Origin of the sequence: Niallia sp. NCCP-28 (assembly GCF_023168165.1) — a bacterium.
Classification (GTDB): Bacteria; Bacillota; Bacilli; order Bacillales; family Cytobacillaceae; genus Niallia.
This window is the reverse complement of the sequence record NZ_BQYJ01000012.1, coordinates 43,078-66,294: the sequence shown is the minus strand read 5'-3', so window position 1 is coordinate 66,294 and position 23,217 is coordinate 43,078. Positions and strand designations below refer to the sequence as shown.

General features: G+C 35.0%; 21 protein-coding genes and 1 other annotated feature (1 of these 22 only partly in view). Of the genes, 7 read left to right on the top strand and 14 right to left on the bottom strand.

Features of this window, described 5'->3' with window-relative positions:
• The first annotated feature begins 29 nt into the window (after positions 1 to 29).
• Positions 30 to 347, top strand: a complete 318-nt coding sequence (locus NCCP28_RS20975) for a PepSY domain-containing protein (RefSeq protein ID WP_248563169.1) — start codon at positions 30 to 32, stop codon at positions 345 to 347.
• A gap of 383 nt (positions 348 to 730) precedes the next feature.
• On the opposite strand, the gene NCCP28_RS20970 is transcribed toward NCCP28_RS20975, so the two are convergent.
• Together NCCP28_RS20970 and trmB are read right to left on the bottom strand one after the other, a co-directional pair.
• Positions 731 to 1,567, bottom strand: coding sequence for a YtnP family quorum-quenching lactonase (locus NCCP28_RS20970; protein WP_248563168.1), 837 nt, complete (start codon positions 1,565 to 1,567; stop codon positions 731 to 733).
• Between the two features lie 201 nt (positions 1,568 to 1,768).
• Complete coding sequence (trmB, locus tag NCCP28_RS20965; RefSeq protein ID WP_248563167.1) at positions 1,769 to 2,407, bottom strand: tRNA (guanosine(46)-N7)-methyltransferase TrmB; 639 nt, start codon at positions 2,405 to 2,407, stop codon at positions 1,769 to 1,771.
• Positions 2,408 to 2,708: 301 nt separating this feature from the next.
• Between trmB and NCCP28_RS20960 the strand changes: the two genes are divergently transcribed.
• Entirely contained in the window at positions 2,709 to 2,987 is a 279-nt protein-coding gene (locus NCCP28_RS20960; RefSeq protein ID WP_248563166.1) for a YtzH-like family protein, read from the top strand.
• A gap of 84 nt (positions 2,988 to 3,071) precedes the next feature.
• On the opposite strand, the gene NCCP28_RS20955 is transcribed toward NCCP28_RS20960, so the two are convergent.
• From NCCP28_RS20955 to thpR, 4 genes are all read right to left on the bottom strand, one after another.
• Positions 3,072 to 3,851: a phosphotransferase family protein gene (locus tag NCCP28_RS20955; protein ID WP_248563165.1), complete on the bottom strand. Its 780-nt coding sequence runs from the start codon at positions 3,849 to 3,851 to the stop codon at positions 3,072 to 3,074.
• 517 nt (positions 3,852 to 4,368) lie between these two features.
• Positions 4,369 to 6,513, bottom strand: coding sequence for a type I pullulanase (pulA, locus tag NCCP28_RS20950; RefSeq protein WP_248563164.1), 2,145 nt, complete (start codon positions 6,511 to 6,513; stop codon positions 4,369 to 4,371).
• A 196-nt stretch (positions 6,514 to 6,709) separates the two neighbouring features.
• Entirely contained in the window at positions 6,710 to 7,687 is a 978-nt protein-coding gene (locus NCCP28_RS20945) for a nuclease-related domain-containing protein (RefSeq protein WP_248563163.1), read from the bottom strand.
• Between the two features lie 142 nt (positions 7,688 to 7,829).
• On the bottom strand, positions 7,830 to 8,390 hold the full coding sequence (gene thpR, locus NCCP28_RS20940) for an RNA 2',3'-cyclic phosphodiesterase (protein WP_248563162.1): 561 nt from the start codon (positions 8,388 to 8,390) through the stop codon (positions 7,830 to 7,832).
• Between the two features lie 372 nt (positions 8,391 to 8,762).
• Here thpR and cysK point away from each other — a divergent pair, with 372 nt between their 5' ends.
• The gene (gene cysK / locus NCCP28_RS20935) at positions 8,763 to 9,689 is read left to right on the top strand and encodes a cysteine synthase A (RefSeq protein ID WP_248563161.1); all 927 of its coding nucleotides are present in this window, start codon (positions 8,763 to 8,765) and stop codon (positions 9,687 to 9,689) included.
• Positions 9,690 to 9,845: 156 nt separating this feature from the next.
• Positions 9,846 to 10,517, top strand: coding sequence for a vWA domain-containing protein (locus tag NCCP28_RS20930; protein ID WP_248563160.1), 672 nt, complete (start codon positions 9,846 to 9,848; stop codon positions 10,515 to 10,517).
• Between the two features lie 87 nt (positions 10,518 to 10,604).
• On the opposite strand, the gene dat is transcribed toward NCCP28_RS20930, so the two are convergent.
• Entirely contained in the window at positions 10,605 to 11,462 is an 858-nt protein-coding gene (dat, locus tag NCCP28_RS20925) for a D-amino-acid transaminase (RefSeq protein WP_248563159.1), read from the bottom strand.
• Between the two features lie 104 nt (positions 11,463 to 11,566).
• Positions 11,567 to 12,982 (bottom strand): dipeptidase PepV, encoded by a 1,416-nt coding sequence (gene pepV / locus NCCP28_RS20920; RefSeq protein ID WP_248563177.1) that lies wholly within the window; start codon positions 12,980 to 12,982, stop codon positions 11,567 to 11,569.
• 183 nt (positions 12,983 to 13,165) lie between these two features.
• Between pepV and NCCP28_RS20915 the strand changes: the two genes are divergently transcribed.
• Positions 13,166 to 13,621 (top strand): NUDIX hydrolase, encoded by a 456-nt coding sequence (locus NCCP28_RS20915; protein ID WP_248563158.1) that lies wholly within the window; start codon positions 13,166 to 13,168, stop codon positions 13,619 to 13,621.
• Positions 13,622 to 14,176: 555 nt separating this feature from the next.
• Positions 14,177 to 14,398: a DeoR family transcriptional regulator gene (locus tag NCCP28_RS20910; RefSeq protein WP_016202849.1), complete on the top strand. Its 222-nt coding sequence runs from the start codon at positions 14,177 to 14,179 to the stop codon at positions 14,396 to 14,398.
• A 238-nt stretch (positions 14,399 to 14,636) separates the two neighbouring features.
• Here the strand turns inward: NCCP28_RS20910 and NCCP28_RS20905 are convergent, their stop codons facing one another.
• The 3 genes from NCCP28_RS20905 to NCCP28_RS20895 all read right to left on the bottom strand — a co-directional run bounded on the left by NCCP28_RS20905 (position 14,637) and on the right by NCCP28_RS20895 (position 18,061).
• The gene (locus NCCP28_RS20905; RefSeq protein WP_248563157.1) at positions 14,637 to 15,383 is read right to left on the bottom strand and encodes a polysaccharide deacetylase family protein; all 747 of its coding nucleotides are present in this window, start codon (positions 15,381 to 15,383) and stop codon (positions 14,637 to 14,639) included.
• 296 nt (positions 15,384 to 15,679) lie between these two features.
• The gene (locus NCCP28_RS20900; protein ID WP_248563156.1) at positions 15,680 to 16,405 is read right to left on the bottom strand and encodes a pseudouridine synthase; all 726 of its coding nucleotides are present in this window, start codon (positions 16,403 to 16,405) and stop codon (positions 15,680 to 15,682) included.
• Between the two features lie 27 nt (positions 16,406 to 16,432).
• A complete protein-coding gene (locus tag NCCP28_RS20895) occupies positions 16,433 to 18,061 on the bottom strand; it encodes a putative polysaccharide biosynthesis protein (protein WP_248563155.1) in 1,629 nt (542 codons plus the stop codon).
• Between the two features lie 402 nt (positions 18,062 to 18,463).
• Between NCCP28_RS20895 and NCCP28_RS20890 the strand changes: the two genes are divergently transcribed.
• Positions 18,464 to 19,735, top strand: coding sequence for a BaiN/RdsA family NAD(P)/FAD-dependent oxidoreductase (locus NCCP28_RS20890; RefSeq protein ID WP_248563154.1), 1,272 nt, complete (start codon positions 18,464 to 18,466; stop codon positions 19,733 to 19,735).
• 13 nt (positions 19,736 to 19,748) lie between these two features.
• On the opposite strand, the gene NCCP28_RS20885 is transcribed toward NCCP28_RS20890, so the two are convergent.
• The 3 genes from NCCP28_RS20885 to leuS form a co-directional block, all read right to left on the bottom strand.
• Positions 19,749 to 19,931, bottom strand: a complete 183-nt coding sequence (locus NCCP28_RS20885) for a sporulation protein Cse60 (protein ID WP_101178656.1) — start codon at positions 19,929 to 19,931, stop codon at positions 19,749 to 19,751.
• Positions 19,932 to 20,091: 160 nt separating this feature from the next.
• The gene (locus tag NCCP28_RS20880) at positions 20,092 to 20,397 is read right to left on the bottom strand and encodes a rhodanese-like domain-containing protein (protein WP_248563153.1); all 306 of its coding nucleotides are present in this window, start codon (positions 20,395 to 20,397) and stop codon (positions 20,092 to 20,094) included.
• A gap of 152 nt (positions 20,398 to 20,549) precedes the next feature.
• Positions 20,550 to 22,970: a leucine--tRNA ligase gene (gene leuS, locus NCCP28_RS20875; RefSeq protein ID WP_248563152.1), complete on the bottom strand. Its 2,421-nt coding sequence runs from the start codon at positions 22,968 to 22,970 to the stop codon at positions 20,550 to 20,552.
• A gap of 70 nt (positions 22,971 to 23,040) precedes the next feature.
• Positions 23,041 to 23,217 (bottom strand) — a binding site (T-box leader); it runs 46 nt beyond the window's last position.

The window sequence follows — 23,217 nt, the reverse complement described above, 5'->3', positions numbered from 1 at the left end:
TAAAAAAAGCGAATGGAGGTAGTGTACAAATGAATTGGAAATCTTTTATTGCCGGCATAACCGTTGGGATTGCAGCAGCTTATATTACAACAGATGCTGTAACAAAAAGCCATTACCTTTCCGGAGAAGAGGTGTTAAATTTGGCCAAACAACATTTTAAAGAACAAATGCAGATTACAGGTTCTTGGATTAATATGCAAAAGGAATCCTACAACAAAGGGAATCAAGCTTATCTTGTCTATAAAGGCGGCATTAATTCCAAAAATCCAAAAGAACATGCTGCAATTGAATTTATTGCAGACAGCCAAACAGGAAATATTCTTGATTATTATCCCATTAAAATATAATCAAAATTTTTTTGTTTCGCTAATCGCTCTTAACGTCTATCCCGTATAGGATAAATGGGTATTTTTCCACTTTTGGCTTTACTCTTTTAGATTTTAGACAGTCACCTATTTAGATAAAGTGAAGCTTCAATCAGTGGGGTTTTCTCCCCCCACTGATTGTTAGTTGAACCAATCGGGTCTTTACAGGCAGTTATCCCCCACCTAGATTTTTCATTTCTTCTCATCATTTTAAGGTGGGGGTTTTACTGCTCGTTAATGCCGGATAATTTTTTTATGCTTTTCATCGCTAAAAGTTGGAGAAACATAAAAATATTGCAAACAAAAGCATCTCTCTCTGCATTGTCTGCGTTATTTTCCTTTAGAATAGCCTGCAGTCGAATTTTCTATTCTATTCTTAGGCTCTCCACTATTTGTCCATCATCATCCCATTTGATTGCACGATAGATATTATCATGGTAAAAAGTAAACCATGCTTCATGATCTACTCCCCATTGAATCCATTTTTGCTTTTGCCGAATCGAATCTAGAGGATAATCATCATATGCTGTTACCCATAAAACATTTTGATGAGCATGCGTTGGCAAAATATCCCCCATATGCAAACATACTTTTGTTTTATCTTGGATGAGAATAATACTATGGCCATCACTGTGGCCTCCTGTATAAATCATTTTAAAGGGCCCATATGTCCATTCTTCCTCAAAAGTTTCCACTTGATTTTTAATGGTTTGCCAATTTTGTTCCCAATATGTGTTGCGAGAGCGAATATTTGGTTTTTTCATTTCTTCCCATTCTATCTTTGAAGTAATGATTTTAGCATTTGGATAAATGGATTGATATTTCTCTCCTGCTAATGAGGTTAAGCCGCATGCATGGTCAAAATGCATATGTGTCATTAATATATAGTCAATATCTCCTGGATAAACGCCTAATTCCAGCAAATCTGCTTCTAAGTAGGATTCTGCCGTTACTCCATAATTCTTCTTTTGCTTATCTGTTAGTTTTCCTTTGCCAATCCCTGTATCAATCAAAAAATTTTTACCTTCCCACTGGATAAATAAAGGATCTGTTCGAAGCTCTACTTGATTTTTTTCATTATGGGCATACTTTTTAGACCACAATGGTTTTGGCACCACACCAAACATAGCACCGCCATCCATATTTGTATCGCCTCCATTTAACCAATGGATAGTAATTGTATCTAATTGAAGTGTATCCATCTTGCTAAACTCCTTTCCTGCATTTTTATCCATTGTATCACCTTTTCCCTTATTTTGGTTATAGGTGCATTTTCCCCCATTATTTATTAGCTAAATGCAAATAAAAACAGCTATCTTTTACTAGCCTGAATCCCGTTTTTGGGTTCAAACTATTATAGATAGCTGTTTTCTGTCTTATTTGTCCTGCTAAATCAGCAGAACTTATTTAAATTGCACTTCGCAGCGATATATTCTACTACCCTTATTGGAGAATTTCTCTTCATATTCTGTTTCAATATTGCCTTCATAATTACTGTTATGAAGATCTAAGCTAATATATTTCAACAGCATATTATATTGGGAAAAACTCCATAAAGAATATTCAAATAAACCTTGATTATCCGTTTTAAAATGAATTTCTCCATTCTTCACTAAAATTTTCTCATAAGTATTCAAAAATGTTTTATACGTTAAGCGACGTTTTTCATGGCGTGTTTTTGGCCATGGATCAGAAAAGTTCAAATAAACCCGGTCTATTTCATTCTCAGCAAAAAAAGTCGTTAAATCTGCTGCATTACTGTTCATTAATCTTATATTGGGAACATCTGCATCAATTAAGCGGTCCAATGCCGTTACTATTACGCTCTCTTGTATTTCAATTCCAATATAATTAATAGATGGATTTGCTTTTGCCATTTCAGAAATAAAACGGCCTTTCCCTGTTCCAACTTCTATATGAATAGGTCCTTTTTGTTCAAATATATTTTGCCAATTACCTCTATTTTCTTCAGGATTTTGGACAACATATTGGGGATATGCACTTAACTTGTCCTTCGCCCATGGTTTGTGTCTTACTCGCATTTTGCCACCCCTTCTTCCACTTATCGTTCAAACAATAACATGCAAATTTCTTTCATGCAAGTCCCTTTGAGAATTTTTTTGCATTTTGCTGTTCACGCAAAAAGCAAAACGCAAAAACTGAATTTCTAAAACAGCGTATCTGTATATAAACCTCTTTTGCCGATTAAAAGGAATAAGACTTTTGAAGAAGGATAATTTTACAATTTACAAATAAGTATAAAGCAAAAAAGAATCCACAACCTAATAGTGAATTCCTTAACTGGTATTTGTTCTTATAAACACGGGGAAAGGGTGTTATGTTATGCCAATCAACCATGAGCATCAATTAAATTTATTAAAGGATATTTTAAATAATCATCAATCCGACTGTTGCGGATCGGTTTCAGAATGCGAACAATTAGAAAGACTTATTACATCTCTTAAGGTAAATGGAGAAATCAATTCTAATATTCTTCCAATTTTGGAAGAGATTCACCAATATAGCCAAAAGGGAATTCAATCTGCAAATCTAGACCAGCATATTGGCTCACATCAAGATCAGCTTTCTCAATGGGTAGATAATATTGAAGGATTATCCTAACCAATTTACTTCAGGCTGCCTTTTAAACAATGTCAGCCTGAAAGTTTTGATCACATAAATTTTCTTAGAACAAAACTTATCTGTTTATTTCAGATCCATTTCCTTTAAGAATTGAACCCATTTTTCCATTTCCTTAAATCTCGTTTTCTTTTTGTACCATTGAATGGATATAAGCGTTTGGGCTATCACATACCATTTCATTCTGAGCAATAAATTATCGGTAAGCTCAAAACCATATTGAATAAGCCAATCTTCCCAATTTTCTTTTGGAATATACCAATGCAACAGCATGCCCAAATCAATAGCAGGATCTGCAATCATCGCACCATCCCAATCAATTAAATACAGCTGATTGTCTTCTGAAAGCAGCCAGTTGTTATGATTAACATCACAATGGCATACAACATGATTATCATTATCTATATATTGTAAATTCGCTTCTAAAAAATGGATAGAATCGACGATAGTATCATTATTTAATAATTCTTCATCTAGCTCTGCATTAATGACAGCAAGTATCATACTTGGAAGAAGGGATGTTTTTCCCAGTCTTTTCAGCATCTCTAATAGCGGTTTAGATGTATGAATTTTTTTTAATAACATCGCTACCCGTTCATCTGCCATATCGGAATGACTAAATTCTCTGCCAATTAGCCACTGCTGAGCTGTATACACATCCCCGTTTGCAAATCTTTTTGTCCAAACAAGTTTTGGTACAATGCCTTCCGCAGACAATACAGCTAAAAAAGGAGAGGAATTTCTTTTCAAAAACAATTTTTGTCCATTATTTTGCGCAAAAAATGCTTCACCAGTCTCTCCGCCTGCTGGGGTTATTTCCCAATCTTGTCCTAATAAATGTTCCAAAATTGTTCACCTACTATATATTATGCTCCCTAGTTGATAGGTTAAGGAATCCCTGTTTGATTCTTTGTACCCTATTTTGTAGGAAGAACAAACAAAAACGGCCTACTAAAATGGCCAATATCTTTATAAAAGTGATCATCCCAAAGTTACCGAAAACAAACAAAACGATATACTGAAGAGGATACCCTATTCTTGTTTGCCACTAAATCTAACTTAATTAAATGGATATGGGATGAAAAAGAAAAGGACATAGTACTTCCACTCCATACTATGTTAACCAATTTCTTCTGCTATTTAACAAATATAAATAAAAATATGTAATAAATAAAAAGAGTTATCACATTAAATATTATCTCTTTTTTCATTTTTTAGTCAAGTATATCTGCTATATATTATTATTTTTCAAAAATTTATTTTTGTTTAAACATCTATTTGGAAACAAATGATGAGGATGCAAATTAATCTCTGCAGGCTAGAAAAGTGCTTTTTCTGCTCTTCTAGCCCAGCAATAGAACATTTACTTATGTGCAATAATGACTACACTAAATGGCTGGAGTTTTATTTGCTCTTTTACACTTGGATGGTTGTTTGAATAAACGTTCATATTATCCATCAAATAACTCCATTCTCCATTCGGTATAGAGATCTTTGCGCTATTTGCACTGGCATTAATGTAGACAATGATCGTTTCCCATTGTCCATACTTTTTGACATGGATCAATTGATATTCAATAAAACTGCTGTCTATTCGTTTTATTCTGATATGGGCTCTAATATCAGCCGATGATTGTAAACGAAAGGCTCCATTGTCTTTTCTTAATTGAATGACATTTTTAATAAACTGGACATTTTGTTTATAGAATATCATTCGATCCCAATCTAGCTGATTAATTTCATCTGGAGATTGATAGCTATTTTCGACTCCTTTTTTAGTTCGAAAAAACTCTTGGCCACTATGCAAAAAAGGAATGCCTTGACTAAGCAAAACAAGAGTAGTTGCTAAGCGATGCTTTTTTTGTTTTATCTCCTCTTTTTCGAAAGGAAAACAAATCTCAATTTTGTCCCATAAGGTATGATTATCATGTGACTCCACATAGTTCACAGTTTGATTAGGTTCTGTAAATAAACCTTGATTTGCTTGCAAAAGTCCAATACTCCCAGAAAGCAGTTCCTCCACTTTCTGTTCATTTCCACCTAAAGCAAAGCCAATATGATTTAATTGAAAGGTGCTGCCCTTTATTTTATCCCGAAACTGATCATTAAATTGAGCAATACCTGGAAGTTGCTTTTGATTTTTAATAATTGCTCTTTCCTTCTCTGGAATGGTTGTTGGCAAATTCCAGCCTTCGCCGATAATTAAAAAATTAGAATCATATTTGTTGCAAAGCTTTTGTATTTCCTTCATTGTCACAATATCAAGAATACCCATTAGATCAAAGCGCAGACCATCTATTTGATATTGTTCCAGCCAAAAACGCACGGAATCGACTATATATTTTCTAACCATCAATCGCTCTGAGGCAATATCATTGCCTACCCCTGTTCCATTAGAAGGAATACCAAACTTATCATAACGAAAAAAATAGCCTGGAACTATCTTTTCAAATGGCGATTCTTCTTTTTTATAAACATGATTGTAGACAACATCTAATATTACCCGAAGCCCTTCTTTCTGCACCGATTGAATCATTGATTTTAATTCATGAATTCTTGTGTATGGATTATTGGGATGCAGAGAGTAGCTTCCATCTGGTACATTATAATGTGTTGGATTATAGCCCCAATTATATTTTTTTTGCTCTGCCAATTCATCAACCTCTTCAAAATCATGTACAGGCAAAAATTCTATATGAGTGACACCTAAGTCTTTTACATAAGATAAACCGGTTAGTTCCCCGCTGGCTGTTTTTGTATTTAACTCAGAAACTCCCACGTACTTTCCTTTATTCTTCACCCCGCTGTTTGCATGAATTGTAAAATCTCTTATATGGGTCTCATATACAATGCTGTCTACTGTATGAGGTAAAGGAGGCAAAGGAGGCTTTATTATCTTCGTTTTATTTAAATCAACAATCGCGCCTGTTAATCCATTTGCATTAACTGCGACTGCATAGGGGTCTACAGACTCTCTCCATTCTAGGTTTACAAGTGCAAGGTAGCTGTAATAGTAGTTTTCCAGCTTCTTATTGACCGTTGTTTTCCAAACGCCTTTGTCCCCTCGCTCCATGTCTATCTCTATTCTTTCATCAACTGGCTTTAATGGATTTTGAAGAATTAATTTTACTCGTTGAGCCGTTGGAGCCCATAATGAAAAATCACATTTCTCCAGACTGTATGCAACGCCTAAAGAGCCGTCATAATAAAACAAATCGTCAAATTCTTTTGTTCTTATTACCGCCCCTATCTGCAAATCTGTCATACCTTTATATTCATCCACTATTTCATAAAATTCCCCTATCTCCAATTTGCTAGGGGCTTTACAGATATATTTGACAAAATCAGCAAATTTTTCTTTTGCTTCAATCGATAGAGAAACAAAGCTTCCATCTTTTTTTAATAAAAATTTATTTGCTTCGCCTTGATGATAGGAATAAGGAAGCAGAATAGTAATAATAGTCAATCCATCTAGATAAGCAAAAAAATTACGCTTTATAGATAACAACTGCCGTCAACTCCTTCAAATAAAATGAAACTTCACTCATTGGGGATTTTTTGGGGTCCATGTCCCTCACGAAGTGTCCTTAGAACCAATCAGGCTTTTACGGGCAAGTTTCTACCCAGCTAAATTTTCTCATCTTCTCTTATAATCTCTTAGGTGGAAGCCAAAAGCCCTTTAATGCGTCATAAACCTGCACAATCTATTTTTCATCAGTAACATCCCATTCATATCTTCTAGCACAAGTTGTTAAACAGTACCGCAGCAAACTCTCTGCTGTTTTTAGTTGAACAGCTTTTAAAGGGGAACGATTATTGCGCATCATCTCAAACCACTCTTGATAATTGCGTTTTTCAATAAGTTTTAAGTGATATGGCACGGCAGGAAAGTCAATATATCCATTCCTTGATAAAATGACTTTTTGAATAGGTATATCCACCTCTTGTGCTGCCAATAGCTTCTTCACTACTTTTTCTGTTCTATTAATAGATATGATTGGACTTAAAATCTTTTTCTCTTTATCTCTGCTTTTTTTGACCCAAAATTTCTCATTGGAACCAACAAATACAGCGGAATCTTCTGCTTCCAACATGGTAATTATCCATACATCTGTTGGAGTTATGATAATCGTATCTAATTCTACTGGTGCATTTTTTATTAGGAATATAGGTTTGTAAAAAACTAAGTATGTATCTGGAAATCGCTGCAGAAAATATTTCAAATTATCGTCATAATAGAACGCTTTTTTGACAGTTGATTTTTCTGTTAATGTTGAACTCGCCCATTTAAGCTGAAATTTAAAAAGTTGGTTTAAAAATTGCAGTTTTAAGTCGTCTAAACTTTTTAGGTCTCTATATTGATCTGGAATATAATCAAATGCTAATGCATCTTCCTCTGTCGCTACAGGCTCATCTTTTTTAATCTCTAACTGCTCAGCCAGCTCTTCTTTTTTCGTTTTTTTGATAATGCCTTTTATTTTCGATATAAAAGAGGATTTCTCTTCTTCCCATTCTTCTTCATAGAAGTCCGTTTCTCTAGGCTTTATTAACTGATTAGTCTGATATAGTTTTTTTACCCCTTCCCATTTTTGTTTTTTTAACCGAACAAATCGTGAAGGATAAACAATAATATTCTGTTCATATCGCGAAACATAATCTTTTAATTTAACTAGCTGCGCCAAATATACTTCCCCCTTTTAAGGCAATAGCTTTTAATTAAATAAGCCAGATCCCTTTATAAACAACAATGATTCCTGTCGACATATTAAGCAAGACTTCGTTAAAGAAAGCTGTTTCTGCTCTGCTTTATCATTAACAAAGCCATCAGAAAAGGGAAGTATGTATTTTTTCATATTTTGGCTCTTTATTTACATGTGTTTGAAAAATTCCGATGGATTGAACAGAAAAAGATACATCCTTATGGACAAAGGGATTTTTTTGCTGCAATGTTTCGATTGGAAAAGATTCCCCTTTCCACTTTCTTGCCAAAGTGATATGCGGATGAAAAGGCCGACTCTCTAGTTTAAAATTCACCTTTTCACATTCATCATACACTTTATTTCGCAGAGATGTTAATTTTTTCTCTTGTTTTACTCCCAGCCAAAAAATTCTTGGTCTAGTGCAATTCCCAAATATACCCAATTGATCTATCTGCAAAGAAAACGCATCACTTTTGCAGAATTTTTTATCCAAATGGTCTGCCAAAAGCTGCAATTGATCGGGAGAAGAACTTCCTAGAAATGCAAGTGTTAAATGATAATCATCTGGATGCACCCATCTTTGAAATGGAAATGGATGTTTTAATGCTTGTTTTGCTGCTGCAATATGTTCTTTCAACTGATCTGGCAAGCTTATTGCAACAAAATAATGTGGTTCTATAGACATTTAGACACCCTTTTCTTTATAGCAAATACGTATATAACTTTATATTCTCATTCATTTTTAAAAGCTATATACCATTATACTATTATATATCCGATAATGGAGTTTTTAATCGTAACTGCTTATCCTTTATTTTATTCCTTATAAATTAGTTAAGGGAAAAGAATGCTTTGGATTGTTTTATCCATACTATTCATTAATAAATCGTTAATAAAAAGTTCAGCGCAGATTAGATTCATCCTCTCATTTGCAATCATGCTATATAATAAAGACACGCCAGCAAAAAGGGCAAAATTTATTCTCTCCGTTTATTAGCTGAAATGAAATATACATCTTTTTAGCTTCATGACTGACCAAAAGAAAGGAAATCATTTTATGAAAATCTATAATAATGCAGCCGAATTAATCGGCAATACGCCATTAGTTAAACTCCATTCAATCAGCCCTAAAGATGGCGCAGCTGTTTATGCGAAACTTGAATATTTTAATCCATCAAGAAGTGTAAAAGATAGAGCTGCTTATCAAATGATTGCAGCAGCTGAAAAAGAAGGAAAATTAAAGGCGGGTTCTACAATTATTGAGCCGACAAGCGGAAATACAGGCATTGGCCTTGCAATGATTGCAGCAGCAAAAGGCTATCGAGCTATTCTTGTTATGCCAGATACAATGACAAAAGAAAGAATAAATATATTAAAAGCATATGGAGCAGAAGTTGTTTTAACAAAAGGAGAAGATAAAATGCCTGGCTCCATAAAAAAAGCGCTGGAACTAGCCTCTGAAATCCCTGATAGTTATGTTCCTATGCAATTTGATAATGCACATAACCCAGAAGCGCATCGTTTAACTACTGCTCCAGAAATTATCGAAGCAATGGATAAGTTAAACAAACCGCTAAAAGCATTTGTTGCAACCGCAGGAACTGGTGGCACAATTACAGGAACCGGAGAAAAACTAAAAGAAAAATATCCTGAATTAACCGTTCATGTTGCAGAACCTGCTGGCTCTCCTGTATTATCTGGAGGAACACCGGGAGCGCATAAACTTGTTGGCACAAGCCCTGGTTTTATACCGGAAATTCTCAACCAGCATGTTTACAATGAAATTCATTTAATTAAAGATGAAGAAGCATATGACTACACAAGAAGATTAGCAAAAGAAGAAGGCATCCTTGCTGGGCCTTCTTCAGGTGCAGCTTGTTTTGCAGCTGTCCAAGTAGCAAAAACACTATCTCCAGAGGATGTTGTCGTATTTATCGTTTGTGACACAGGAGAAAGATATTTATCCAGCGATGTTTTTAACTAAGGATCAAAACCTATCTTCCAAAGGCAAATAGGGGAGAGGGTTTGACTTTTTACCAAAACTTACTTTTCTTTAAAAATTAGTAAAAAACTAGTAAAATAATAGACAACAAACTAGACTGCTGCCTGCTAATATTATTTAAGGAAGAGGGTTTAAAAAATGAGCATTCAATTATTGAAAAAATCGGCAAATATTGTATTAGAAAAAAAGAAGCTGCAAAATGTAACAGCTAGAGTTGGCCTGGTGCTAGATATTTCTGGTTCGATGCGTTCCTTATATAAAAATGGCACAGTTCAAAAAGTAGTGGAAAGAGTATTAGCGGTTGCCAGTCAATTTGATGATGATGGCTCTCTTGATATTTGGGTATATGACAATGAATTTTCGCGCCTTAAATCAGTAACAGAGTATGACTTTGAAAACTATGTAAACACTTATGTATTGGAAAATCCACTAATCCATAAATTTGGACGAAATGATGAACCGCCAGTAATGGAAGATATAATCCAAAAATATACAGAAGAAGATAAAAGCGAAGATCCTGCCTTTATTGTTTTTATTAATGATGGGGGATGCAAAAGAACAATAAAAAAACCAATTATCTCTTCTTCTGACAAACCAATTTTTTGGCAATTCATCGGCATTGGAAACAGTAATTTTGAAGTATTAGAAAAGCTCGATACAATGGAAGGTCGTTTTATAGACAACGCCAACTTCTTTCATATTGAAGATGCAGAAAAAATTACGGACAATGAATTGTATGATCAATTATTAAATGAATTTCCCCAGTGGCTTAAAGAAGCCAAAGCAAAAAATATACTAACTAATCAATAAAATGAAGCTTCCATCAGCGGGAGTCAAAAGCCCGTTAACTAAGGATTAAAAAGACAAGCTGTGTTTATTTGCAGCTTGCCTTTTTTATTATTCTATTTTTCCACATTCAACAAAAATTTCTTCTTTAAAGTAATTTTGCAGTTTTTGTGTGATGATTCCCACTTCTCCAGAACCGACTGGAACATTATTAATAGCAACAATTGGCATTACTTCGGCTGTTGTACTTGAAAGAAAAACTTCATCTGCGTCGATTAGCTCTTCAATAGAAAAAGCTTTTTCCTTCACAGCAATTTCCCGTCTTTGGCATACATCCACAATTTTTTGTCTCGTAATTCCATTTAAAATAAATGAATTTGCTTCATGTGTCTGTACCACTTCATCTTTTACAATCCAAATATTTGAAGAGCTTCCTTCTGTCACTGTTAATTCACGATATTGAATACTTTCATAGCAACCTGCTTCTACTGCTTTTTGTTTGGCCATCACATTTCCAAGCAGGTTTAAACTTTTAATATCGCACCGGGACCAGCGAATATCTTCTACTGTTATAGCAGAAACTCCAGTTGCCAACGATGCAACAGGACGCTCTAGTTCCTTCGTATATGCAACAAATGTTGGATTTACTGTTTCAGTTGGGTATGCATGATTTCTAGGACTTGCACCTCTTGTAAATTGCATATAAATAATTCCTGTATGCATAGAATTGCGATGAATTAATTCTTCTAATAATACAGTTAAATCCTGGATAGTATAGGTTATGTTTATGTTAATTTTTTCACTGCTTGTTTGCAAACGTTCTAGATGCTGAAAAGCCGTAAACATTTTCCCGTTATACACACGAATTACTTCGTATATTCCATCACCAAACTGATATCCTCTATCCTCAATATCCACTTTTGCTTCTTCTCTTGGGATAAACTCTCCATTCATTAACACGATGCTCATTCTCTTTCCCCCTACACAAGCTTTTTCTCTCTATTTATTTCATTAATTTTAGATTACAAACATGCTATTCCCTATTTTACATCATAATAATTGCTGTATATAGCTTATTTCGCTAGTTCATAAATTGCCTGTGCGTAAATGGCTGTTGCCTTTACTAAATCATCGATTATCATATACTCATCTTTTTGATGGGCAATATCTTCTCTTCCAGGAAAAAGCGGGCCAAAAGCAACACCTTTTTCTAATGAGCGTGCATATGTGCCGCCGCCAATCGATATTAATTCTGCCTTTTCTCCTGTTTGTTCTTCATATACTTTTCGTAATGTTTGAATAAGCTCAGAATCTTTTTCTACATAATGTGGTTTGGAATTTGAGAAATTCTCCATAGAAAAACCGAAACTTTCTAATAATTCATCCAGCTTACTTTTCGTTTTTTCCATATCTGTTGTCACAGGATGACGCATAGTCAAACCTAATCTTCCGCCATCATCTTTTGTATAATGCAATTTCCCAACATTGATCGTTAAGTCTCCCGTAATTTCGTCCTGATAGGCTACTCCCAATTTTCCCCCTCTTGATTCCTCGGTAAAATAATCGGATAAAAGGGTGAAAAAAGGTGCTGCTTTCTCATCTAATTTCAGCTCTGCAAGAAACGCAGCAAGCTTCAGTCCAGCATTTACTCCATTATCTGGTTCTAAACCGTGTGCTGAGACCCCGTCTAGTTCTAAAATCAACTCTCCCTTATCCATTATGTAGCGACCTGTTAAACTGCCTTTATTTAAATACTCATTAAAGCGCTGCATAACTTCTTGCTCATTTTGTGCATAAAGACGTGCTGTTGCAAAGTCGGGAACCATATTATATCTTCTGCCAGATGAAAAGGAGATTACAGACAGCATAGCCTCATTCTCTGGCTTTAGCTTGTCGCGAATTTGCACAATATCAAAATCAGCTATTCCTTTTTCTGCATAAATAATGGGAAAGTCTGCATCCGGTGCAAATCCCATTGTCGGCATACTTTCGTTTTTAAAATATGTATCAACACAGCGCCACTGGCTTTCTTCATCTGTTCCAATAATCATTCTTATTTCTTTTGATAAAGGAAGCCTTAGTTCCTTCACTATTTTCATAGCATAATATGCAGCCATTGTAGGCCCCTTGTCATCAAGTGCACCTCTAGCGTATATTTTCCCATCCCTTATTTCTGCACTATAAGGATCGCTTGTCCACCCATCTCCTTCCGGCACAACATCAACATGACAGAGAATCCCGACACATTCCGCTCCTGTACCAAATTGAAGGTGCCCTGCGATATTTTCAATATTTTTTGCTTCAAATCCGTCTTTTTCACCTAAATCAAGCATATACATTAACGCTTCTTTGACCCCTTTGCCTAAAGGAGCATCTTTTGTTGCATTCTCTTCATCTAAAACACTTTTTATTTGTAATAATCCTTTTAAATCAGCAATAAACTCCTCTTTTCGCTGATTTACTTCTTTTAGCCAATCTATCGTTCCCATCATTGCCTCCTTACTTGTACGAATACAAATACAAATACTATAGAAAACATACCACAAAACACCTTCAATGAAAAATAAAACCATCATTTTTTTACATAATTAGCCAATTGTTTTTTTATTTTATCCTACATAAATTTTTATGTAGAATAATAATAGAAAGAAAAGAAAGAAGGGAATATAACAATGGATTATATAAAAGAATTACGAAAATTAGTAGGAAAAATGCCTGTTATTCTTGTCGGCTCTGTTGTCATTATATTAGATAAAAACAAACAAATTTTACTGCAGCAAAGAACTCATCCTTATGGTGTATGGGGCCTTCCTGGTGGCTTAATGGAACTCGGAGAATCGTCAGAAGAAACAGCAATCAGAGAAGTAAAAGAAGAAACTGGTTTAACCGTTTCAGAATTGAAGCTTCATCATCTATACTCTGGTGATCGCTTTTTTACAGTTGCTGCAAATGGAGATCCTTTTTATTCTGTTACTGCCGTGTTTTATTCCTCAACATATCAAGGCTCCTTAGTTTTAAATAAAGAAGAAGCGATCCAGTTAGCATTTTTTCCTTATCATGAAATGCCAGATGCTATGGTCGGCAGCCATAGGGAATTTATTGATGATTATTTCAAAATGATAAAATGAAATTTACATATATGGGGCCAAAAGCCTGTTATATAAAAAGACAGCCTAGGCTAAATGGCTAAGCCATTCGTTATAGCCTATGTTCTATCGGTTGCATTCACACCAAACTAAATGCTTCGTTCTTCTGCAAAAGCATTTAATCGGAATATGTCTTTCCGAATAGCTAATACCAAATTCCTTTCTAATTCTGCAAAATTATCGTAAAGATTAAATTTACCTAAAAAATTTAAAAATTTTTCCGACTATTTGCATAAATATTGCTTACACCCCATAGTATTTATCATACTAATGTTAGAATTTCAAACAGGAGGTGATAGAAAGAGACATTATAAAGCAAATATTTTGTAAATTTAAGCAAATGTTGTAGAATTAATCATAAAATAGGGGTACAATAAGGGTAAGAGGTTTGACATCTTTATTGTTCACTATTAGTCAGTTGAAAAGGAGTTGTCTGTAAAAAAGAAAATTACATACGCTTGGAGAATTAAGTCTTCAAATAAGCTGTCGGTCGCTGGAATTTGCCAAAGGTTTGAAAAATGGATAGGGAGTGGTTTATTGAAACCTTCAACTAACCGGATGTTAAACCGTATCAAATCCGTCTACATGTTTATTAGTAAGCGTGGAACTGTAACAACACAAGAGCTAGTGGAGGAATTTGGTATTACTCCGCGAACGATTCAAAGAGATTTGAATGTTTTGGCTTATAACGATTTAGTGCAAAGCCCTAGTCGTGGTAAATGGACAACAACAAGGAAAAAAGTCAAAATGACATCCTAAATAGTGATGAATATGTTATTACTGCAAATGATTGCTTACACAGCAAAAAAATGGATTGACAATAATTGATAAATAAAGAAGCTGTCCTATAAATATTGAAATATTTATAGGACAGCTTCTTTTTGCCTAAATGAATAAACGGGCATTTATTCGTCTATTATCTTTTTTCTCTCTCCCCAAATGCCCTTGATATGAGATGATGCTATTAAATGGTTTCTGATCGATTATCCATTTCTTTTTAAAAATGTACCGGCTCCATATATTCATTAATTGCTTTAAACTCATACCCTTGTTTATCTAAATAGTCCAATAACTGGCTTAATTGTTTTGCTGTCGCCTGACGTTCATGCATAAGAATAACAGGTGTTCTATCTTTTAAACTATTTAATTGCTTAATCGTGTCTTTTACATATCGTTTATCTTGATAATACCAATCTCGGCTGTCTATATCCCAATCCCATATAATATAGCCTGCTTTTTCCACATTTTTTATCGACTTTTCATTCATATATGGTTTGCTTCCATAAGGAGTTCTAATTAACATGCTTTTTTGATCAATAATTTTTTCTAACTCTTCATTTGTTCGATCCATTTCTTCAACAACAGAGGTAGTAGTAGCATATACTTTCTTTACATTGTGCGTTACGCCATGAAGTCCAATAGAATGCCCTTCTTTATGTGCTTGAATCACCATATTTGAATATGTCTCCATATTAGGCTCTAAATAAAAAAAAGTTGCTTTTGCATTGTATTTTTTCAATTGTGCTAGTATGGAAGATGATGCAGCAGATGGACCATCATCAAATGTTAAGTAAACTACTTTTTTATGCTTTTCTTCTGCTTGCAGCTTTTTTGCTGCTGTTTTTTTCTGTTCATTAATCAATGCATTATCTTGCGGCAATGGCTTATGGTATAATTTTTTTTCTTGCAGTGTACCTACTTGCTTCCTCATGCTTCCTTCTGTTTTTTCAGCCAGAATATTCAATATGAATATTCCTGTTAAAAAAACACAAAAAATACTAGTTCCATAGATTAAAACTCTTGACTTTGTTGATTTTTTCTCTTGCTTTTCTTCCATCTTGCTTCCACACTTTCTTTTTACTATTCTCTCTTTAGTATAAAGGAAAATAAGGAAAAAAGGTTACAAAATCATTACAATTATTAAATAAATATTTCGCAAAAGTATTACTAACTAGTTACAAGATAATTTTCCGCTGATATAATAAAAAAGAAGCCTTCAAAATAATTTTGAAAGACTTCTTTAAAACTAAGTACTCCCACTTAGCCTTCTTTTGCTTCATAATTTTGCAAAAGTAATATTTCTTCTTCTGTCAGTTCCCGGTATTCCCCAAGCTCCAATGTTTCATCAAGCGCTAGCGGCCCCATTGAAATGCGTTTTAAATAAAGCACCTTTTTCCCAACACTTTCAAACATTCTTTTTACTTGATGAAACTTCCCTTCAGAAATAGTTAATTCAATATCAGATGTTTCCCCAGCTTTTAAAATCTTTAATTCTCCTGGTTTTGTTTCATATCCATCATCTAATATAACCCCATTTCGAAATGCTTCTATATCCTCTTCTGTCACTTTTCCGCTAATAACAGCAAAATAAGTTTTTGGCACATGCTTTTTTGGAGATAAAAGGCGATGAGAAAGTTTTCCATCGTTTGTTATAATTAGCAGCCCTTCTGTATCTTTATCTAGTCTGCCGACAGGAAAAGGATTAAACACAGCATCTTCTATTTGCAATATATCAATCACTGTTTCCTCTCTTGTATCTTCTGTGGCTGAAATGACACCTGGAGGTTTATTCATCATTAAATAGATAAATTCTTTGTATTCTACAATATCTCCATATAGGGTTACAACATCACGTTTTGGATCCACTTGCTCTTTAGCATCTTTAATAATCTCATTATTCACTTTAACAGCCTTGCTTTTTAACAACATTTTTACTTCTTTTCTACTTCCATAGCCAAGATTAGCTAACATTTTATCAATTCTCATGTTTTCACACACCCTAAATAATTAAGATTAAAAAGGCAGGTGCAGCTTTCGTTTAATACGCTCCGCTCTATCGCCAAATAAAATATAAATCAGTTTTGTTCGATATGCTAAAAAAGCATAAATAACGGTCCCGATTAGCGCTGTTACAATCAGTAATAAAAAGGAAGAAACAACAGAATTTGTCGATAAAAATAACCTTAGCAATTTATAGACAAGCTCTGTTCCAATCATCATCACAACTGTAAATCCCGCAATAAGCACCCCTCGCCTAAAGATAAGCTTAAATGAATAATTAGCATATATTTTAATTACTACTAAATTAATAAGAATAGCCACCGCATACCCTAAAGCAGTTGCCATAATTGCTCCTGTCGCTTCCCATCTTTCAATAAAGGGAATATTCAGTGTTAGCTTTACTAATATTCCTACTAATAAACTTAATATAGTAAAACGTTGTTCATTAATTCCTTGCAAGATTGCAGCTGTAACCGAATAAAGGGAAAATAGAATAGCCACAGGGGAATACATTTTTAATACTTCTGTTCCTAGCATCAGCTCTTCTGTTCCATAAAACAAACGGTATACAGGCTCCGCTAATACAGATAAACCAACGCTTGCAGGAAGTGTTATAAAAAGCAAAATCTGAAATGTCTGGTCCAAGTTATGATTAACGCTATTTTGATCATTACTTACAAATGCTCGTGTAATTAGCGGCACAAGAGCAAGTGAAAAGGCAGTCGCCAATGAAACTGGAATAATCACAATTTTATGTGTTTGATAGTTAAAAATCGTTAAAGCAGTTTCTGATACAGCCCCTAGCCCAATCTTCACCATCGCTAGATTAAATGTCACTGTATCTACAAGCTGAAAAAGGGGATTGGCTATACCAACAAACACAAAAGGTGCTGCCGATATTAAAATTTCTTTATACATCGTCGGCAGTGAAATATCGGCCAGCTGGCCTTTATCATCCAACAAAAGATTGTCCAAATTTGCTTTTCTTTTTCGGAAATACCATAAAAGGACGGCAAGCCCCCCAATAGCACCAATAAATGCCGCAAATGTCGCAATGCTGACAGCTGTTAAAATGGAGCCTTTTAACATATAAATAACAATCGCTGCCCCACCAAGCAAAAAGACAATACGTACAATTTGCTCTACTACCTGAGAAATTGCGGAAGGTCCCATCGATTCATGCCCTTGAAAGAACCCACGAATTAAACTCATAAGCGGCACAATAATTAAGGCAAAGCTGACAGCTCGGACAACCGTTGTGACCTCTGCAACAGTTGAATGCAAATCATCATCTGTTATAATAATTTCTGCTAGATAGGGAGCTGTTAAATACACCGCAAGAAACGCAATAAATCCAGTACATGTCATAACAAGCAGCCCTGATTTAAACAAACGCCTTCCTAGTGCATATTCTCCCATCGCATTATATTTGGAGATGAATTTACTGATGGCAAGGGGAATACCTGCTGTTGCAATACTAATTACAATCGAATAAACTACATAAGAATACTGGTAAAGTACAGTACCTTGTGTTCCAACAATCATATTAAATGGGATTACATAGAATAATCCTAATGCTTTTGATATAATCGTTCCTAATGTTAGAATAAATGTTCCTCGCAAAAGTTTTGATGATGACATAAAATCCCTTCCTTAAATGGATCTCTATAAAGCGAAACTTCAATCAGTGGTTTTTTCCTCCCCGCTGATTGCCAGTTACACCAAGCGGGCTTTTATAGGCAAGTTTGTTTCTACCCGCTTAAATCCCCCTGCCCTCTAATCATTTCTCAGGAGGGGAAAAACCCTTTAATGCCGGATAAACTGAAGCTTTCTCTCCGCCTCTTGCGGAGTTGATTTTTTCCTAAAATAAAGGTGAATGATGAACAGGACAAAGTATTTTAACATGAAAATATCCAGATACAAACACTATTTTAAGAAGATTTTATGAATACTTTAAAACACACTATTAGTAGTGTACCCTTTCTTGATTAGAAACGCTACTTTGTATCAAAGAAATTGATGAAAAAGAGAGTTGAGTGCCAAATGAATTATGATGTAATTGTTGTTGGCGGAGGGCCATCTGGCTTAATGGCCGCAATTGGAGCAGCAGAAAACAACGCAAAAGTTTTGCTGGTAGATAAAGGAGATAAACTTGGCAGAAAACTAGCCATATCAGGGGGAGGAAGATGCAATGTCACAAACCGCCTGCCTGTTGAGGAAATCATCAAACATATTCCTGGCAATGGAAGATTTCTTTATAGCGCTTTTTCCATTTTTAATAATGAAGATATTATTGCTTTTTTTGAAAATCTAGGAATTACTTTAAAGGAAGAAGATCATGGAAGAATGTTCCCTGTTTCTGATAAAGCTCAATCCGTTGTTGATGCTCTTTTGCAGGAGCTGAATCGTTTAGGTGTTAAAAGATTGACAAATAGCCCTGTAAAAACCATTCAATATAATGAAGATTTTAGCAAAACAGTCATCCTTGCAAATGGAGCTACAGAAACAGCCAACTCATTGGTTATCGCAGTTGGCGGAAAATCGGTTCCTCATACCGGCTCTACTGGGGATGGATATGCTTGGGCAAAAAAAGCGGGACATACCATTACCGAACTATTTCCAACTGAAGTGCCAGTTACGTCAAAAGAAGCATTTATTAAAGAAAAAGTATTACAAGGAGTATCACTCAGAGATGTTGCTGTAAGTGTATTAAATCCAAAAGGAAAACCAATTATTACCCATCAAATGGACATGCTTTTCACTCATTTTGGCATTAGTGGACCAGCAGTATTGCGCTGCAGCCAATTTGTTGTCAAAGCGATGAAAAAATGGAATCTACCAGAGGTAACTATTGCAATCGACTCTTTTCCAAACATAAAAGAAGACAAATTATTGGCAGATATTAAAGAAATGGTGAAAACCGATTCAAAAAAGGCGATTAAAAATACTTTAAAAGGTTTGCTTGTAGAAAGATATTTATTATTTTTATTAGAACAATCGCAAATCGATCCTGCTAGTCAAGGTGCAACTATTTCTCAGGAAAAATTAAAATTATTTGTGCAGTTATGCAAGGGATTTTCTTTTCATGTCAATGGCACACTTGCAATTGAAAAGGCCTTTGTTACAGGCGGCGGGGTATCCATTAAAGAAATATCTCCGAAAACAATGGAATCAAAATTACTGAATGGTTTGTTTTTCTGTGGAGAAATATTGGACATTCATGGCTATACAGGTGGATATAATATTACGTCTGCATTTGTTACAGGCAGACTCGCTGGTGTAAATGCCGCACTGTCTGCTGCAAAAAAAAGCTGAACGCACATTGCGTTCAGCTTTTATAAATAATCATGGAAGAAAAACAATAAATTTGTTCATCCTCCTCCTCTGTTATTGCGGCAACATTATACTTAATATCAATTAATTTTTTCTCTTCGATTTTTGCTAAAAATTTATTCATTTCCAGCTCTAAATCTTTTTCATGTTCCTGATCAAATAGCTTTACTTTTATCATCCTATCCTTCTCCCCTAAAAAAGAATAAATTTCCCTTAATAGGATAGACAAAAAAATGCTACTTAATCAATTTCAAAGAGGTTTGCTGCAGTTTTTGCGTATATAGCTATTTTTCTACAAAAATCGACAAATCCTGCCTATCTCCCCTCTTATAAAAAACTTAAACCGTTTGACCTTTCCAATCAAGCATGCCGCCAACCATATTGACTACTTTAAAACCTTGGTCCTGCAAATAATGGCATACATTCTCGCTTCTCATTCCAGAACGGCAAATAAAGATATACTCCTTGTCTTTTGAAAAATAATTTAAATTTTCTGGAATATCATTCATACGAATATGTTTTGCACCTGGAATCATGCCTTGTACTACTTCTTCATTTTCACGAACATCTACTAATTCAATATTTTCCCCTTTACTTAACCTTTCTTCTAATTCTGCTGTTGTTATTTCTTTAATTTCTTCCATTTTTATTCCTCCATCTATTCATTCATTTGATTTTCACTGTGAAAATAGAGATTGCTCCTTGTACTATAAAATAAACAAAATAAAGATGCAAATGGTATGTTTTTAATAAAAAAGGTTCAACAAAGTGTGTACAATGTTGAACCTTTTTTCTATTAATTTGCAACGATATTCACTAATTTACCTGGTACTGCTATTACTTTGCGGACTGTTTTCCCATCAATTTGCTCTTTTACTTGGCTATCTTCCATAGCAATTTGCTCTAATGCATCTTTATTTGCATCCGCTGGCACCATTAATTTTGTTTTCACTTTTCCATTGATCTGTACAACAATCTCTACTTCATCATCCACAAGTTTTGCTTCATCATATGCAGGCCAAGCTTCATATGCAATGCTTGTATTTTCAGCTGTTAATTTTGTCCATAGCTCTTCTGCGATATGTGGACAAATCGGAGACAATAGCTTTACAAATCCTTCCACATACGTTTTTGGAAGTTTATCTGCTTTATAGCATTCATTAATAAATACCATTAATTGTGAAATAGCGGTATTAAAGCGTAGTCCTTCAATATCATCTGTCACTTTTTTCACTGTTTGATGGTATAGTTTATCTAGCCCATTTGCTTCTTCTGCTGGAACGATCTTCGCAGAAAGATCACCACTATCCTCTACAATTAAACGCCATATGCGGTCAAGGAAACGTCTTGCCCCATCAAGGCCTTTTGTTGACCAAGCAATGGAAGCGTCAAGAGGTCCCATAAACATTTCATAAAGTCGCAACGTATCAGCACCATGTGTTTCTACAATTTCATCAGGATTTACTACATTTCCTTTTGATTTGCTCATTTTTTCATTATTTTCCCCTAGAATCATTCCTTGGTTAAATAATTTTTGGAACGGCTCTTTTGTTGGCACAATTCCTAAATCATAAAGAACTTTGTGCCAGAAGCGAGCATAAAGCAAATGTAATACAGCATGTTCTGCTCCACCAATATAAATATCAACCGGAAGCCATTCTTTAATTTTTTCTGGATCTGCTAACTGTTCACTATTTTTCGGATCAATATAGCGCAAGTAATACCAACAGCTTCCAGCCCATTGGGGCATCGTATTTGTTTCTCTTCTTCCTTTTTTACCAGTTTTAGGATCAACTACATTTACCCAGTCCGCAATATTTGCAAGAGGAGACTCCCCAGTGCCAGATGGTCTAATTTCCGTCGTTTTTGGCAATGTTAATGGTAATTCTTCCACTGGAATGCCTTCTATTGTACCATCTTCCCAATGAATAATTGGAATCGGCTCACCCCAATAACGTTGGCGGCTAAATAACCAATCACGAAGTCTGTACGTAACCTTTTTCGTTCCAATTTCTTTTTCTTCAAGCCATGCAATCATTTTCACAATAGCTTCAGCTTTTTTTAGACCATCTAAAAATTCTGAATTAACATGCGCTCCATCACCTGTATAGGCTTCTTTTTCCAGATTGCCGCCTGCCACTACTTCTTTAATTGGCAGATCAAATGTTTTGGCAAACTCATAATCTCTTTCGTCATGTCCTGGAACAGCCATAATGCTTCCTGTGCCATAGCTTACAAGCACATAGTCTGCAATCCAAATTGGCATTTTTTCTCCATTTGCCGGGTTAATTGCATAAGCACCTGTGAATACACCTGTTTTTTCTTTGGCAAGATCTGTTCTTTCTAAATCGCTTTTGCTTTTAATTTTATCTAAATAATCGCTGACTGCCTGTTTTTGTGCTGCTGTTGTAATTTTGTCAACAAGTGCATGCTCTGGCGCTAATACTGCGTATGTTGCACCAAATAATGTATCTGGTCTTGTTGTAAATACAGTAAAAGTCTCTTCTCTTCCGTCTATAGAAAAGGTTACTTCCGCACCTTCTGAACGCCCAATCCAGTTTCTTTGCATTTCTTTAATACTTTCTGGCCAGTCAACTTCTTGTAAATCTTCAATCAAACGATCTGCATATGCTGTAATTTTCAGCATCCATTGTTTCATTGGACGTCTTTCAACAGGATGTCCTCCTCGTTCACTTTTGCCATCAATAATCTCTTCATTGGCAAGAACCGTGCCAAGTGCAGGACACCAGTTAACCGCTACTTCATCTACATATGCCAAACCTTTGTCAAACAATTGCAAGAAAATCCATTGTGTCCATTTATAATATTCTGGATCTGTTGTATTAATTTCTCGATCCCAATCATAAGAAAATCCTAATGACTTAATTTGGCGTTTGAATGTATTAATATTTTTTTGAGTAAAAACTGCAGGATCATTTCCAGTATCTAGAGCATATTGCTCTGCAGGCAAACCAAATGCATCCCATCCCATTGGATGCAGAACATTAAAGTCTTGCATTCTTTTCATACGAGAAAGAATATCTGTTGCTGTATATCCTTCAGGATGGCCAACATGAAGACCCGCACCTGATGGATATGGAAACATATCCAGTGCATAAAATTTCTTTTTCCCTTTTTCTTCACCTGTTTTAAATGTTTTATTTTCTTCCCAATGTTTTTGCCATTTTTTCTCTATCTCTTGATGATTAAAACTCATCTTATTTCCTCCTATAATAAACTGATTCTAAATTTTGCTATTTAAGCAAATAAAAAACCTCTCATCCCAAAATAGGGACGAGAGGTTCTATGTATATCTCCCGCGGCACCACCCACATTAGTGAATAATTCACTCGCTTCATTAGCCCTTAACGCGGAGTACGGCAAGCATTACTATTCCTTCACACTTGCAGCTCAAAGGTGAGTTCAAAATGTTTTTTGGCGTGACTTGCACCAAACGTCAGCTC